Annotated in this window: 13 protein-coding genes; 5 read left to right on the top strand and 8 right to left on the bottom strand. The window is 60.9% G+C overall.

Going from position 1 to position 15,088, the window contains the following annotated elements; translation table 11 throughout:
- The 5 genes from DK391_RS41820 to DK391_RS41800 all read right to left on the bottom strand — a co-directional run.
- Nucleotides 1–923: MFS transporter (locus DK391_RS41820; RefSeq protein ID WP_109483873.1), on the bottom strand; the 923-nt coding region annotated here is incomplete at its 3' end.
- Nucleotides 924–945: 22 nt separating this feature from the next.
- Complete coding sequence (locus tag DK391_RS41815) at nt 946–1,320, bottom strand: hypothetical protein (RefSeq protein WP_109483872.1); 375 nt, start codon at nt 1,318–1,320, stop codon at nt 946–948.
- Nucleotides 1,321–1,344: 24 nt separating this feature from the next.
- Entirely contained in the window at nt 1,345–2,301 is a 957-nt protein-coding gene (locus DK391_RS41810) for a polysaccharide deacetylase family protein (protein WP_204117534.1), read from the bottom strand.
- 474 nt (nt 2,302–2,775) lie between these two features.
- The gene (locus tag DK391_RS41805; RefSeq protein ID WP_109483870.1) at nt 2,776–4,146 is read right to left on the bottom strand and encodes an FAD-dependent oxidoreductase; all 1,371 of its coding nucleotides are present in this window, start codon (nt 4,144–4,146) and stop codon (nt 2,776–2,778) included.
- Nucleotides 4,147–4,193: 47 nt separating this feature from the next.
- A complete protein-coding gene (locus tag DK391_RS41800) occupies nt 4,194–7,016 on the bottom strand; it encodes a winged helix-turn-helix domain-containing protein (RefSeq protein WP_109483869.1) in 2,823 nt (940 codons plus the stop codon).
- Between the two features lie 262 nt (nt 7,017–7,278).
- On the opposite strand from DK391_RS41800, the gene DK391_RS45670 reads away from it, so the two are divergent.
- The 4 genes from DK391_RS45670 (at nt 7,279) to DK391_RS41780 (ending at nt 10,642) form a co-directional block, all read left to right on the top strand.
- Nucleotides 7,279–7,914, top strand: a complete 636-nt coding sequence (locus tag DK391_RS45670) for a response regulator (protein ID WP_109483868.1) — start codon at nt 7,279–7,281, stop codon at nt 7,912–7,914.
- A 296-nt stretch (nt 7,915–8,210) separates the two neighbouring features.
- A complete protein-coding gene (locus DK391_RS41790) occupies nt 8,211–8,552 on the top strand; it encodes a DUF4148 domain-containing protein (protein ID WP_109483867.1) in 342 nt (113 codons plus the stop codon).
- 110 nt (nt 8,553–8,662) lie between these two features.
- Complete coding sequence (locus DK391_RS41785; protein WP_109483874.1) at nt 8,663–9,115, top strand: DUF305 domain-containing protein; 453 nt, start codon at nt 8,663–8,665, stop codon at nt 9,113–9,115.
- A 48-nt stretch (nt 9,116–9,163) separates the two neighbouring features.
- Nucleotides 9,164–10,642 (top strand): YncE family protein, encoded by a 1,479-nt coding sequence (locus tag DK391_RS41780; RefSeq protein WP_109483866.1) that lies wholly within the window; start codon nt 9,164–9,166, stop codon nt 10,640–10,642.
- 60 nt (nt 10,643–10,702) lie between these two features.
- On the opposite strand, the gene DK391_RS41775 is transcribed toward DK391_RS41780, so the two are convergent.
- The 3 genes from DK391_RS41775 to DK391_RS41765 form a co-directional block, all read right to left on the bottom strand.
- Nucleotides 10,703–11,626, bottom strand: coding sequence for a LysR family transcriptional regulator (locus DK391_RS41775; protein WP_109483865.1), 924 nt, complete (start codon nt 11,624–11,626; stop codon nt 10,703–10,705).
- Nucleotides 11,627–11,756: 130 nt separating this feature from the next.
- Entirely contained in the window at nt 11,757–12,794 is a 1,038-nt protein-coding gene (locus tag DK391_RS41770; protein WP_109483864.1) for an aminotransferase class I/II-fold pyridoxal phosphate-dependent enzyme, read from the bottom strand.
- A gap of 102 nt (nt 12,795–12,896) precedes the next feature.
- The gene (locus tag DK391_RS41765; protein WP_109483863.1) at nt 12,897–13,709 is read right to left on the bottom strand and encodes an AraC family transcriptional regulator; all 813 of its coding nucleotides are present in this window, start codon (nt 13,707–13,709) and stop codon (nt 12,897–12,899) included.
- 320 nt (nt 13,710–14,029) lie between these two features.
- On the opposite strand from DK391_RS41765, the gene DK391_RS41760 reads away from it, so the two are divergent.
- Complete coding sequence (locus tag DK391_RS41760) at nt 14,030–14,707, top strand: response regulator (RefSeq protein WP_109483862.1); 678 nt, start codon at nt 14,030–14,032, stop codon at nt 14,705–14,707.
- The last annotated feature ends 381 nt before the right edge of the window (nt 14,708–15,088 follow it).

Raw genomic sequence — 15,088 nt, 5'->3', positions numbered from 1 at the left:
AGCCAGCTGATCGTCAGCGTGTCGTGAACGCCTGTTTGCCGGATCAGACTCGGCAGCCAGAAGCTCACGCCGTACAGCCCCGCCAGCAGCAGAAAATAGACGGCCGAAAAGAAGAGCGTCGTGGCGTTGAGGACTGCTCGCAGCGCCGCATTTCCACGCGTACTGCCTTGCGACGGTACGTAAGTGTCGATATCGCGTTGAAGCAAGGCCTTGTCTTCAGCACCGAGCCATTGAACGTCACGCGGCCGGTCGGGCAAACGAAAAAAGATGACGACACCGAGTGCGATCGCGGGTCCGGCCTCGAGCAGAAACATCCAGCGCCAGCCCTCCAGGCCATGCAAACCGTTGAACGCGACCATGATCCAGCCTGAAAGCGGTCCGCCGACAATCCCCGACACGGCCGTCGCGCTCATGAACAAGGTCGTCATGCTGCCGCGCCGATGCGCGGGAAACCAGTAGGTCAGATACAGCACGACGCCGGGAAAAAAGCCTGCTTCGGCCAACCCAAGCAGAAAGCGCTGCACATAAAACGCCTGCGTCGAGTGGATGAACATCGTGGCAGCTGACAGAATACCCCACGACACCATGATGCGCGCAATCCAGGCGCGCGCGCCCAGGCGGTGCAACAGCATGTTGCTCGGCACCTCAGCGATGAAGTAACCGACAAAGAAGATGCCAGCGCCCAGACCGTAGACTGCATTGCTGAAATGCAGGTCGACTGCCATTTGCAGCTTCGCTGTACCGATGTTAACGCGATCGAGATAGGCCAGCACCTGCGCGATCAGCAACAGTGGCATCAGACGCAAGCGGACTCGCGAGTAAATCTGATCAAGCTGTCTGTCGGCCGGCGCAGTCGAATGCGCCGGGCGCCCGCCAACCGCGACCGCTCCCGCCTCCGTCGACGGATTCTGAACGTCCATCATGTATTTCTCCGTGTCGTCAGCGTCAGAGGTTGGCTGTGCGCGAATCTGTCTTCAGATATCGGCTGCGTTCGTGTGGATCGACCACCACGCAGCACTGCCACCAGAACGCGCGCGGCTTCGCGGTGATCGCATCGTGCAGCGTGTCGTGAATGATTCGCGCCATCTTCGCCAGTGATTCTTCGGGACGCGGATTCGTCGTCAGCAGCCGCGCGACCACAAACTCGGCAGCTGGGTCTGCTCCTGCAAGCGAGACGTTGCAGACGTGCAAGCGACTTTTCAGGTCGTCAAGCTGCGCATAACCTGCATCGGCCAGCTCGCGGTGCATTGCGAGCATCAGCGACGGAAGGTCGATCTCTTGATGAAGACGTGACGTCGCTTCGATGATGATGTGAGGCATGGTGATCGCCCTCCATGCAAAGGATCAGATCGTCTCGGTTTCACGCAGCGTGTGCGGACTGTTCAACACATAGCGTGCAATATCGTCCTTGCGCATGAATGCGACACCGGGATGGCTCTTCGCGTAGCGGAGAAACTCGTCCCACACGCGGACCATTTGCGGCGATCCGCTGATACGGTCGTGCGCGCTGACCGACATCATCCGGCGACGCGTCCCCGCCTCTTCGTACAGCTGGTCGAAGTCGAGCTTGATCTGCTCGAGAAACTTCGAAGGCGAGTAGTTACGGCCCTCGATCAACAGGATGTCGTTGTTGCGCAGCGTATAGGGCACGACAACGAAGTCCTTGCCATTGACGGTTTCGATAAACGGCTCGTCGCGGCTCAGGTCGTCGATGTGATAGGTGTAGCCGAGCTCCTGCAAGAGCGAGAGCGTATTCGGACCACGCCGCAGCCAGTTGCAGTTGTAGCCAATGGGACGTTGACCCGTCACCTGCTGCACCATATCGGCAGCCTGTTGCAGAAACACGCGCTCTTCTGCGCGGCTCATCGCGTACTCGGAACTCCAGCGCGGGCCATGCCCGGACGCCTCGTGACCACGCGCAACGATCTCGCGCGCCAGCTCGGGATGCCGCCGTGCCGCCTCGCCGATCATATGCGACGTGACCTTGACGCCGTAACGATCCCACAGGTCGAGCATGCGTGGCACGCCTTCGCGATAGCCATAGGCGAACCATGTATTGGTCGCGGGATCGGACGGCACGTTGGGCGGAAAGTCGACTTTCGGAAACGGGCTGTCGGTGCCTTTGGGCGGCTGTCCGCCTGCTTCGAACTGCATCGAGATCGACACGACGAGCCGGATGCCGTTCGGCCAGAAAGCGCCCTCACTAGCCGTCGCCCCCGCCGGGGCCGACGGATTCGTTGCAGCACCAGCGTTTTCCGCGGCCCCGGCCGTTCCGTTCATCAACGCAGCCGTTGCGAGCATGCTGGCGCCGACGCCAGCATGTCGAAGAAAGCGGCGGCGGCTTGAGCTTACCGATGCCTCAACGTCAGTTTCAAGCGAGGCGGAACGATCATCAATGGTTGACATAGTGAACTCCAGAAATCACACAGGAGTCTCGACGTCATACACATTCGATGTCGTCCAGACCTGAGTACATCAAAGAATGGAACGTATTATGCGAAGCGGAACCGCCGGCGATAATTGAGGCCGTCGTTGAAAGACATTCAAAAATAGCGGAATAATCCCGTCGTTCGACGATCAGGCGCGCTGCGCCGCCCGTTCACCTATGGCGTGCTTCTAGCGTAGAGACAAGCACTGCGCGTCGCCAGCCTACAAACGGTCGCCGCTTATGGCCGATGGATGGCAAACCCATACGTAGGTATGCATGGGGATCAACAAGGGGGTGGCGATGACGGGCAAAGTGAGCGCAGATAGCGCCCACTCTGCCGGAGAGGATTATTGACTGGAGCGCTGCGGAACCTTCGCCAGCAGAATATTCAGGCCTTCGGAAATCAACGGATGCGCGATGATCGCATCGCGCACAGCTGTATAAGGCAATCCGCCGAGCATCGCCATCTGCACCGCCGTGACGACGTCGCCCGCATTGGTGCCGAGCATCGCGAAGCCGAGAATGCGGTCGGACTCCGTATCGATCAGCATCTTCATGAAGCCTTTCGTCGCGCCGTTAGTGCGCGCACGCGGCACCGCCGCCATCGGGAGCTTCGCAACGCGCACCGCAATTCCACGCGCTTTCGCATCGGCTTCACCAAGACCGATGCGGCCCAGTTCCGGCTCGATGAACAGCGCATACGGAATAATGCGGTTGCGAGTCGTCATGTTGCCGCCCGCAAGCTGCGAGCGCAGCACCCGGTAATCGTCGAACGATGCATGCGTGAACATTGGCGTGCCCGCCACTTCGCCGATCGCCCACGTGCGTTCGGCAGTCGTCGCGAGACGTTCGTCCGTTTTGATGAAACCGCGCGCGTCCACTTCGACACCCGCGGCGTCGAGTCCGATATCCGCTGTCACAGGCGTGCGGCCCGCTGCCACCAGAATGTGGCTGGCGCTCACCGTGCTGCCATCCTGCAATGCAACCGATACCGAATCGCCCGAGGTTCCCGTTACGGTGACAGGCTTCGCGTGGGTCCGGATATCGATACCGTCTTCTTTCAACGCCGTTTCAATGGCTTCGCTGACTTCCTCGTCTTCGCGCATCGCTACGCGCGGCGCGTCCTGTATCACGGTAACCTTGCTGCCAAGCCGGTGGAACGCCTGCGCCATCTCCAGGCCGATATAGCCGCCGCCGAGCACGATCAGACTGTCAGGCAACGTGGTCAGCACCAGCGCTTCGACGTGAGTCAGCGGGTTCGCCGCCTTCAGGCCCGGCACATCGGGAATCGCGGCTGTCGTGCCGGTATTGATGAAGGCATGCTCGCCTTCGATCAGCCGCAGCCCACCGCCATTCGTTTTTACTTCGAGCCGGCGCGGTCCGACAAAGCGTCCTGTGCCCAGCACGAGTTCGAACCCGGAATCGTGAAATGCTTTGAGGTTGATCTCGACCATGCCGTCAACCACGCCTTTCACGCGCGCGGCTATCTGCGCCATATCTGTCGCTGGCCCGTCGTGCTGATGCCGGATGTGTTCGATTCGCGCGCTTTGAATCAAGGTCTTGGTCGGAATGCACGCGATGTTGATGCACGAGCCACCGATCATCCCACGCTCGATCACGGCCACCTTGTGGCCCGCCTGCGCGAGTTCCATTGCCAGCGTCTTTCCGCCCTTCCCGCCGCCCAGAAAGACATACTCGAAATGCTCGATTGTCGACATTGCCGTGTCCTCTTTGTCAGCCAGATAATCCGTGTTCGCAACCCATCCTATCCGTCCATAGCCAGCAGCATCAAGCGGGCGGCCGCCACGTCGGCGATATCTCCTTCGTGCTGGAATCGCTCATAGACGCCGCGCAAACCTTCCCGTGCTTCTTCGACGCGATCAGTATTACGCCAGAGCCGGGCAAGGCTTTTCCTGAGCCGCAATTCCCAGAACAGCGCGCCTTGTGTCTGTGCAAGCCTAAGGCCGAAAACGAGATCTCGTTCTGCGGCATCCGGCGAGGGCGGCTCGCTTTGGATTGACAGCTCCGCACGCACGCGTAGCAGTTCCGCGAGACACCACAGTTCACCGACCCGCACGCAGCGTGAGATCGCTTCATTGACGACACGCACGCCATCGTCAACGAAACCTGCGGACCCGAGCGCCTCTGCCTGCAGGCAGCGCATCATCGACAGATGCGTGAGAAAGTTGGTCGCGCACAGGCGCGCCAGGTTGGTGTTCAGTGAAGCAATCCGGTCCGGCGCAGGCTGCGCCCGCATCGCGGCGAGATCCGTAAAACAGTCGGCGCAGGGCTCCCAGATCGGCACACGGTTCTTCGCGAGATGCCTTTGCAAGGCTTCGCAGTATTGGATAGCCGCGTCCCAGCGGCGCAGCATCAGCATGATCGGAATCGCAGCTTCCAGCAACGCATAGCCCGTCAGCAGCGGCGGCGCATCGCGCTCGCAGTCGTCGACCAGTTGTCGGGTCGCGGCGATGGCCTGGCCCAGGTCGCCCTGCAGCCACAGCACGCGCGCGAGCGTCACCCGTGCGGCGCGTTTCTGGTCGAGCCGCGTACCGATGATGGGAAATGCATGAACCGCTGGGTCGTAAAACGCGATCATCCGTTCGAGTTGCCGGCGTGCTTCGGGTTGATCTCCAGCAAAATGCGCGGTGACACCCGTCATACGGGCACCGAGTAGCGACACCGTTTCCGCGTAGGGCGTATCGATACGGATGAACTCGCGCGCAAAACCGAGGCTCGCTGACGGCTCGCCCGCATACCACTTTTGCAGCCAGAGACCCCAGGTGGCGCGGACCCATGCGTCGGTTTCGCCTGACGCCTTTGCCTTGCGCTGCACGTCGCACCATGCCTGCGCGACGGCGTCGGTTGGGCCAAGCGTGTATGACCACGCGGACGTGCGCATGCCGAGCAGCGACAGTTCCAGACGCGCGTCTCGCGCGTGGCACTGCTCATAAGCCTTCAACGCGTGATCAGCGACCCATGCGCACTCTTCGAACATCGACAGCGCAAACATCAGCGCAGCCGCGCATTCCGACAGCACTACGCCCGTTTCCGTGTCGCGCCCTTCGATCACGCTCCATTCGACTGCCGCGCGAATATTGTCCAGTTCCCGGCGGTTCTGGCGCAGCATCGCTTCTCGCTGTTCGAGATTCGGCTCGCTTCGCATCGGATCCAGCAAACGCATGAAATAGCGTGCATGACGCTTCTTGACGCGGTCCCACTCGCCGCGCTCGTGCAGTTTGCCGATCAGATAGGCGCGCGTCGTTTCCAGCAGACGATAGCGGCTACTGCACGCATCGCTGTCGACGAGCAGCAGCGACTTGCGCACGAGCGCCGAGATCACGCCGATCGTGGCCATCGCCGGCAAATGGTCCGGACAGAGGGCGAGCGCACCGTCGAGTGTGAAGCCACCATGAAAAACCGCCAGCGAGCACAGCAGCGACTGCTCCGCTTCGCCGAGCAGATCGAAGCTCCAGTCGAGCGTGGCGCCCAGCGTCCGATGCCGCGCAACACACGTGCGCTGTGCGTGCATCACCAGCCGGAAGCGGTCGTCGAGTCGTGCCTCGAGTTGCTCGACGCCGAGCGTCGGCGCCCACGCTGCGGCGCTCTCGATGGCGAGCGGAATGCCGTCGAGCCGCTCGCACAGCGTGCGTACGGCCTGCAGGCTGCGCGCATCGGCGGGAATCTGGGCGGTCAATACCCGCATCCGCGCGATGAACAGTCGCACGGCGGCCGGCAGCATCGCGCCGTCGCCCGAATCACACGCAGCGGTATCGAGCGGCGTCACCGCGTACAGCGTTTCGCCCTGCGCGCCGAGTCCCTCGCGGCTGGTCGCGAGCACACGCGCATTCGGCACGCTGCGTACGATGTGTTGTGCGAGCGCCGCTGCTTCGTCGAGCACATGCTCGCAGTTGTCCAGCACCAGCAATAACGCCTGGTCGCCGATGTGGTTGGCGATGGCGTCGAGACGCAGTGCGTGCTGGCCGGTGCGGATGCCAAGTGTGTCGCCGACGCGCGCCGCTACGCCGTCGGGTGCGGCGAGCACGCCCAGTTCCACGAGCCATACGCCGTGCGGGCAGGCTGGCAGCAGACGGTGCCCGACTTCGAGCGAGAGACGGGTCTTGCCGATGCCGCCCGCGCCTGTCAGCGTCACGACCCGGCTGGTTTCGAGCAGCCCGCAGATCTCCTCGACGGCCCGCTCGCGCCCGATAATGGCGTTGACGGGAAACGGCAGGTTCGTGCTGCGCGCCACGGATGGCGGCGTCGCCGGGCCCGCCTGCGTGCCCGTCGCATCCATGATGCGTTCGACCATCAGACGGTAGCCCTGACGGGCCACGGTCTGGATCAGTTCGCGGTCGTCGCCCAAGACCTTGCGAATCGCCGCGATCTGCACCTGCAGGTTGTTTTCTTCGACGACGACGCCGGGCCACACCCGCTCGAACAGCGTCTCTTTCGACACCATTGCGCCGCCCGCATGGACCAGCGTCTGCAGCACGTCGAACGCGCGTGCGCCGAGCACGACGGTCTGTCCGCGCACCTTCAGTTGCCGCTGGGTGGGTTCGAGCTCAATGATGCCGAGCTGGATCATGCGATCGCCTCATGGACTATTTTCGCCTATTGTCATGGGAAACGCGCGCACCTGTCGTGCATGGTGCTTCCTGTGCCGTTGCAAGGCTCGCAACGGAGCTTCCCGGATGATAACCATGACGGCTTCGATCACATGCTTATGTGAGGGTCCATTCAGTATGGATCAATGCAAGCGTTTACCTGACTTCACGCACCACGAAACAGCACAAATTTAAGGCAAATTAAGGGCTAACTCCCCTCCAGCGAACGGCCGATTTTTTATCATGATTGAGAGGGCCGGACCGTTCGACGACACCTGTTCGTCGTCAGCGAGCGGCGGCGCATTTCCATTGAACGTACCCGATCGTGCAGGCGAGGTGCGCATGCTTTCCGATCATCAGACGGCGCAGATGACGCATGACGGACGCGGGCACGACACGTCGGCCAATAGGCCGCCTGCGCCCCCTGCATCGCAATTGCACACGGCGTGCGCGCGCCGCAGCGTGGCGCCCGTCGCAATCTTCGACGAGAACGAGGATGCGCGCCGTCACCTGCACGGCATGCTGAGCCTACTCGGTTTCGATGTGATCGAGTTCGCGACGCCCGCCGCGCTTTTCGCCGCCCTGCCCGCGGCGTCACCAGCCTGTGTGATTCTGGACACGTGCTTCGAGAGCACCTCGGGCCGCGAAGTACAACGCCAGTTGCACATGCTAAACCCGGCCATTCCGCTCATCTTCGTCACCGCTTGCGCGGATGTCCGGACGGCTGTGAAGGCAGTCAAGGCGGGGGCGATCGACTATCTTCTGAAGCCCGCGTCACCGGACGAACTGATGAATGCGCTCTATGTCGCGCTCGCTTCCGGTGAGCATCGGCGCGAAGACAACGGCACGCGCGACAGGCTTCGCGATAGCGAAGCGTGAGCGTCTCTTCTCGCTGCACGCGAGTCCGAGCTGCGCGCACATAGCGGGCATCGGATCGCATAAGTGGTTGACACACCTCCTCGTGTTGCGCGCAGCGATACATACCTTGGTATGCAGGGGCGCGTCGAACGGCGGCCCACGACCATCCGTTTGCAGAATGGATTCACTTCAGCGGCCGGCCTACGCTTGTCTTGCCGCAACCGATCTCTCCCCGGCTGACGGCCCGCGCGGCACCTGGCGCGGTCCCTGCCGGCAAGACCGGCCATCCATCGCCGAAAGGCGGAAAAGGAAGTGACATGAAAGCGATCCTTGCAACAGTCGTTAGCGCTGCGGCCCTTGCGACGCCGCTGTATGGTTTTGCACAGCAGGACAGCGCGCCCGTCACGCGCGCCGAGGTCCGCGCGGATCTTGCGCAGGTCGAGCGCGCGGGCTATGAGCCGTCGCGTGGAGAAGACCCCGGCTATCCAGCCGATATTCAAGCCGCCGAGCGGAAAGTCGCCATGCAGCCGGCAGGCGGATCGGGCCAAAGCGTCGGCGGCGTCTCATCCGCCTCGTCATCGGGCCGTCAGATGACAGGCGCCGCGCCTCGTCCGTGTGTCGGTCCCGTCAGCTACTGCAATCTGTTCTTCGGCAGCTGACAGCCAGTCCCTGAATCTGCGTTTTTCGACGACCCCGGACCCGGGCACATCGTCCCATTGCGATAGCGGACTCCGCGCCCTCGATGCCCTCCTTCGACATGATGACGACGATGAACACGCCAATGCGTTGCACCGCGCACAGCATCTTCCCGCTCCTGGTAAGTGGCCTGTTTCTGTGCAGTGTCGCGTACGCCTCGCGCGCCGGGACCGGCGCCGCTGATCCTCACGAACACGCGTTCATGCAGGAGAACGACACGGCGATGACGCGCATGATGAGTGACATGAGTATCAAGCCATCCGGCGACGTCGACCGCGATTTCGTTGCGATGATGGCGCCGCATCACCAAGGCGCGATCGACATGGCCAAAGCCGAACTCCGGTATGGGCACAATGAGCAGTTGCGGCGCATCGCGCAGGAAATCATCGTCGACCAGCAGCAGGAAATTGCGGCGATGAACATCGCTATCGGCGCGCCGCTGCCGCCTTCGCAACCCGCGCCAACGCAGCCAGCCGACAAGCACGCAGCGTCGCATCCCATGCCGATGTCGATGCCAATGAAATGACACGCTCACCTCACCTGTGCCCTCGCGTGGCCCCAAGGAGACAACCTCGTGAACAAGACCGCCCTCACCGTGTTCGTCTGGACGCTTGCCGCTGGCGCGGCTATCAGCGCGTACGCAGGACAGGCGCCTGGCGCCATCGCCGACCCGAACGCACCCATCTCGAGCCACGACCGCGTGTATGCTGCTGAACAGTTTTCGAACACGGTGTCGGTGATTGATCCGAGTGTGAACCGGCTGATCGGCGTGATCCGCCTGGGCGATCCGCTGCCAGGCAACTTTAGCCCGCTATACAAAGGCCAGGTGCTAGTGCACGGCATGGGCTATTCGCCCGATCACCACACGCTCGCCGTGGTCGCGATCGCGTCGAATTCGGTGAGCTTCATCGACACCCAGACGAACACGGTCAGGCACACCACCTACGTGGGCCGCTCCCCACACGAGGCCTTCTATACGCCAGACGGACGTGAAGTGTGGATTACCGTGCGCGGGGAAAACTATGTGTCGGTGCTCGACGCGCAGACCTATGCCGAGAAAACCCGTATCGTCACGCCGGCGGGTCCAGGCATGACGATCTTTTCACCGGACGGCAAATACGGCTATGTGTGTTCGTCGTTCAATCCCGAGGTCGATGTGATCACCGTTGCCGATCACCAGATTGTCGGCAAGGTCACACAGGCCAGCCCGTTCTGTCCCAACATCGCCGCGACGCCGGACGGCAAACAGGTGTGGTTCACGCTCAAGGACACGGGCAAGACGCAGGTCTTTGACGCGCATCCGCCGTTCGCGCTGCTCAAGACCATCGATACGGGACCCATCACGAATCATGTAAATTTCGCCGTTACCGGCAAGGGCACATTCGCGTACATCACGGTGGGCGGCGAAAGCGCCGTCAAGGTATTCCGCACCGACAACTTCAAACAGATCGCGACGATTCCCGTCGGCAACATGCCGCATGGCGTGTGGCCTTCGGGCGACGGCTCGCGCATCTATGTCGGACTGGAGAACTCGGACATGATGACGGCCATCGATACGGCCACCAACAAGGTCGTCGCCAGCGTGCCGATCGGGCAGGCGCCGCAGGCCATCGCTTATATAACGGACGCCGTGCCCGAAGGCGACGGCACACAGAACCTCCAGCCGCTCGGACTGGCCGGTGAAGCTGCGCACCTGACCATGACGGCCGTGGGCGGTGATAAGGGCGCGGCGACGCCGACCAGTGTCTCGCTGTATGACCAGGGCGTCGTACAGGTGCTCCAGGCGTCCGTAACGGGCCTGCAGCCGAAGCAGCCCTATGTGCTGGGCTTGAGCAATGCGCCCGACGGCAGCGGCCCCATCGAGCCGCTGGCGCGCTTCATGACCAACCCAGCGGGGTCGGCCATCGTCGATACGATCGGTCAGATCAGGCAGATCGTCGCACCACGCGCGAATGATACGCAACCCACGGCGACGGACAGGCGGCGCTACCTCGTCATTGCGCCGTCCGTCGACGGCGTCGTGAAGACAGCCGTCCAGGTTCAGTCGATGTAGCAACTCGCCGTCACGGTCGACAGCTCGCGATCCGCTCCGTCACGGATCGCGGACCAGACATCAGCGAAGGAATGGCTCCAGTTCGCGTGCAGCGTCTTCGATGCGAGTGCTCAGAAAGTCGAGCAGCGCGCGCACGCGTGGCGCCATATAGCGGCTGCGTTGGAACAGCGCGTTGACGGGCGCCTCAGGGCAGCGCCATTCAGGCAGAACCAGCCGCAGCCGGTCTGCACGGAGATCCGCACCGACGTCCCAGATGGATTTCATCACGAGGCCGCGCCCTTCGATCGCCCATTCGCGCGCCAGCGCACCGTCGTTGGTCTCGCGGGCGCGCGCAGTTGGCACCGTCAACGAGACCGTTCGACCCGCGCGCGTGAAACGCCAGTCGTTCGCCACGCCGGAAGCCGACGAAAGCAGAATGAAGTCGTATTCGTCCAGTTCGTCGGGCTGCGCGGGTATGCCACGCGCTTCTATATACGACGGCGACGCGCATAGCGCACGCCGGTTCGAAGCGAGCGGCCGCGCAACCAGGGAACTGTCAGCCGGTATACCAAAGCGGATCGCCAGGTCGATTTCGTCCTGCAGCAGATGCGAGAGCGAATCCGAGAGCACGAGTGCGATCGTCACGTTCGGATGCAGTTCATTGAACTCGTCGAGCCAATGCCTGACGACATGGCGGCCGAAGTCCGACGTCGCGGACACGCGCAGCTTGCCACTGATCGTCGCGCGTCCGGCCTGCAGCGCTGAATGTGCATCTTCGAGTGTCTGGAGTGCATGCTGGCAGTGCGACAGATACATCTTGCCTTCGTCGGTCAACCGCAGCTTGCGCGTCGTGCGCTCGAACAGTTGCGTGCGCAACGCACCTTCGAGCTTGACCAGTCGTGCACTGGCAGCCGCCGGCGACAAGCCCAGCTTGCGGCCCGCTGCAGACAGACTGCCAAGGCTTGCCGCTTCGACGAAAAGCCGGATGTCCCCGAGGTTGTCCATGATCCGATGTTCGCACGTTGAGAGAGCCGGAAAACTGCCACGTAAAGGTCGTGGCTATTTTAGGCGATTGTGTCGAACGTTCTTTTCAAAGGGCAGATGGCCGATGGCCGCCATGGTGTGACTCATGCAATCAGAGCTGCACGAGGCGGGACAGAAATGCGTCGACCTGCTTCACATCGGTGGCCCACGAAGTCACCAGGCGGATCACCGAGCGATCATCATCCCGCTTCGCCCACACATAAAAATCGAAGTGCTGCTTCAACTGCTGAATAACGCTGTCCGGCAAGATTGCGAACACCTGATTCGTTGCAGGTTCCGAGTCGAGAAGATGACCACTATCCAAGATTCCTTCTGCGAGCCTCGCCGCCATTCTGTTCGCGTAGTCGGCATTTTCGAAGAAGAGATTGCTGTGGCCAAATAGCGTCTGAAACTGAATCCCCAGTAAGCGGCCTTTCGCCAGCATGCCGCCACGCTGCTTGACGTGAAAGCCGAAGTCTCGTGCCAACGCCGGATGGCAAATCACGATGGCTTCACCCAGAAGCGCACCAGCCTTGGTGCCGCCAATCCAGAAGATATCGGCAAGCGATGCGATATCCGACAGTGTCAGGTCGTTTTTCGTCGAAGCCAGCGCGGCACCCAGCCGAGCTCCATCGACGAACAGCAACAGGTTCCGCTGCCTCGCGAGCGCCGAGATTGCTGTCAGCTCTTCGCGGCTGTATATCGTGCCCGTTTCAGTGGCATTCGACACGTAGACGAGCCGTGGCTTTGCCATGTGCGGAAAATGAGCGTTGGCCGACAACGCAGCTTCGATGTTGTCCGTCGTCAGTTTCCCGTCGACCGCGGGAACGCATATGAGCTTGTGCCCTGTCGCCTCGATCGCGCCGGCCTCGCGCACAACGATATGGCCGGAGTTCACTGCAATCACCGCCTCGTGCGGTCGCAGACAGCTCGATATCGACACGATGTTCGCCATCGTACCGCTTGCCACATAGTGGATTTCGCCTCCGAAATCGCTCCCCAGGTGCGCCTTGATCCGGGTCGTTGCTTCGGTGGAGTACGCGTCGTCGCCGTACGCTGCCTGCTGGATAAAGTTGGAGTCGCTCAGTGCGCGAAGGATATCAGGGTGTGCGCCTTCGCTGTAGTCGTCAAGGAAACTGAATGTTGTCATCGGTGCTGCTGCATCAGGAGATGCGCCCCTCGAAGGGCGCATGGCCAAAAGCACAACCCTACCGAAACGCGGCCAGCATGCCTTGTAAAAAATTGCTGCCTGCTACCAGAATTGAGTCGGCGTGACGCCGTACGCCTGACGAAATGCCCGTGTGAAATGGCTTTGATCAAAGAAGCCCACGGCGTACGCAATTTCGGTAAGCGAGGTGGTCTTCTTTTCCTTGATTAGCGTCACCGCTTTTTCGAGCCGCATACGCAGCAGCCATGCATGCGGTGTCATGCCGACGGTACGCTTGAAAAGTTTCAGGAAACGGAACGGGCTGAGACCGACGAGAAGGGAAAGCTCTTCCAATAGGATCTTGTCGCCGAGATGGGCCTCAGCGTACTCACGAACAAGCTGCAACTGCCGAAGCGACAGCGTACCCGCAATAGTTTGAGGCACGGGTTGCTTCAGATGTGCGAACAGCGTTTCCAGCATCTCAAGAATGGAAGTCGCGCTTTTTATCGGGTCATGCCCCCCATGCTCGAGAGTCAAATGTGCATCCAGCAATCGGTCGGCGAGACTGTCGTCGCGCAACACCGTTGCCGCTTGCGTTGGGAAATGATGCCTGCCCGTGATGTCTTCACCGAGGCCGTTCAACAGTTCTGGTGATAACCGAAACGTTCGCAGCACGTATTCTTCATTTCCTTCGGCGACACCGTCGTGCACCTCGCCCGCGGGCATGAGCTGAATGACGCCGCGTGTCAGATATAGCGACTCGCCGCGAAACGTTTGACGCTGCACGCCGCTCGTCACCAGTCCGACGTGACAGTCGAGATGGTAGTGCGGCTCAAAGCGAAAGTTGGTGAACCTCGCGGTGCCGAGGATCAGACCGGGTATATCGGCTGAATGACTGTAATGAACTTCCTCGTGCATAACTCGCCTCCGATTGGCCGACGAAGTACTCCTTTCGGATGACCAGGCGCGAACGTGATGTCCTTCGGCACCATCGATGATTCTAGGTTATTTTCGACGCCCTCATCGCCGGCCGCTAAGTTAGTCAGCGCGGTAACCGTACCGCTCGAACGCCAATTTTTTACTATTCGCAAACGCCAACCACTCGCACAATATGCCAAAACTTGCACTCCGTGGCGTTTTCCATCATGGGATGCAACGTATAAGTCAATAATTGATCAGACCATTTATTTCGCAGCGTGCTTAACAGCCGTCGAGGCTGTAGGTAGATGGAGGCGCACATGAACGTTTCTTCGGGTTCAACAACCAGTCCAGCTGCGTCGAGGCAGTTGTCGCCGTTGGTGTACGTCCTCGACGATGACGACGCCATGCGCAACTCCCTAAGCGCCCTGCTGCGTTCTGTGGGTATGGAGGTGGAATCCTTCGCCTGCTCGCAGGAGCTATTGGCCGCTCTGCGACCTGACGTGCCAGGATGCGTTATTCTCGACGTCCGGTTGCGAGGGGAAAATGGGCTTGAAGTGAGAGACCGGATGGCCGTGCGGAATCTCAAGACGCCCGTCGTTTTTCTCACGGGCTATGGCGACATCCCGATGACAGTCAAGGCTATGAAATCAGGTGCGCGTGATTTCCTGTCCAAACCTTTTCGCGATCAGGATCTTCTCGATGCGATCTCTCACGCTATAGATGAAGACCGCGAGCGCCTTTTAGTCGATCGTTCGCTGGATGCACTGCGTACCTCCTACGTGTCGCTAACGCCGCGCGAAAGGGAAGTAGTCGGGTTTGTCGTGGCTGGGTTACTCAACAAGCAGATCGCGCATGAAATGAATGTCTGTGAGGTCACCGTCAAAATGCACCGCGGCCAGGCTATGAAAAAGATGTGCTCCAGGTCGGTCGCGGATCTGGTTTGCAAGATCCAGATGCTTTGCGATCAGGGGATCGTGGATCGAAAAAGTCTCTGAAAAACGCACGAGCAACTCATGTCGTCGCAGTGTCAGTGGATGCATGTCAAATCTGAACACACTTGAACATGATCGGGGACCCGGGATCGGGCCGACATTTGATGCGATCGACCACACCGCACACCTCTACAGACCTGTTTATTAGCGGTACCATGACCGTCACAAGTTCGCCGATGAATTCAGCGTGATACGGGCGCCATTGCGCCCCGGACGGACGCCGGAATGTCATCCAGGATGCCGCAGATGGTTGATGCGGTCCGAAGCGACTAACCGTTGTTAATATTGCTGAATGCCCGTTCGCGACCGAGCTTGTGTGAGAACTCAATTTTTGGCGCTGAACGGGCATTCCCGGTTCAGCTGGATCGAGTTTGGTAGGTCCAG

The sequence above is a fragment of the Paraburkholderia sp. C35 genome, assembly GCF_003121405.1.
Classification (GTDB): domain Bacteria; phylum Pseudomonadota; class Gammaproteobacteria; order Burkholderiales; family Burkholderiaceae; genus Paraburkholderia.
Note: the sequence above shows the minus strand (reverse complement) of the source record. Positions and strands in the feature narration are given on the sequence as shown.

Excerpts from the sequence above, each read along its gene's own strand:
- DK391_RS41765 (WP_109483863.1), bottom strand. The coding sequence starts at position 13,709 with ATGCACGAGGAAGTTCATTACAGTCATTCAGCCGATATACCCGGTCTG.
- DK391_RS41805 (WP_109483870.1), bottom strand. The coding sequence starts at position 4,146 with ATGTCGACAATCGAGCATTTCGAGTATGTCTTTCTGGGCGGCGGGAAG.
- DK391_RS41800 (WP_109483869.1), bottom strand. The coding sequence starts at position 7,016 with ATGATCCAGCTCGGCATCATTGAGCTCGAACCCACCCAGCGGCAACTG.
- DK391_RS41810 (WP_204117534.1), bottom strand. The coding sequence starts at position 2,301 with ATGCTCGCAACGGCTGCGTTGATGAACGGAACGGCCGGGGCCGCGGAA.
- DK391_RS41790 (WP_109483867.1), top strand. The coding sequence starts at position 8,211 with ATGAAAGCGATCCTTGCAACAGTCGTTAGCGCTGCGGCCCTTGCGACG.
- DK391_RS41815 (WP_109483872.1), bottom strand. The coding sequence starts at position 1,320 with ATGCCTCACATCATCATCGAAGCGACGTCACGTCTTCATCAAGAGATC.
- DK391_RS41770 (WP_109483864.1), bottom strand. The coding sequence starts at position 12,794 with ATGACAACATTCAGTTTCCTTGACGACTACAGCGAAGGCGCACACCCT.
- DK391_RS41775 (WP_109483865.1), bottom strand. The coding sequence starts at position 11,626 with ATGGACAACCTCGGGGACATCCGGCTTTTCGTCGAAGCGGCAAGCCTT.
- DK391_RS45670 (WP_109483868.1), top strand. The coding sequence starts at position 7,279 with ATGATTGAGAGGGCCGGACCGTTCGACGACACCTGTTCGTCGTCAGCG.
- DK391_RS41785 (WP_109483874.1), top strand. The coding sequence starts at position 8,663 with ATGAACACGCCAATGCGTTGCACCGCGCACAGCATCTTCCCGCTCCTG.
- DK391_RS41760 (WP_109483862.1), top strand. The coding sequence starts at position 14,030 with ATGAACGTTTCTTCGGGTTCAACAACCAGTCCAGCTGCGTCGAGGCAG.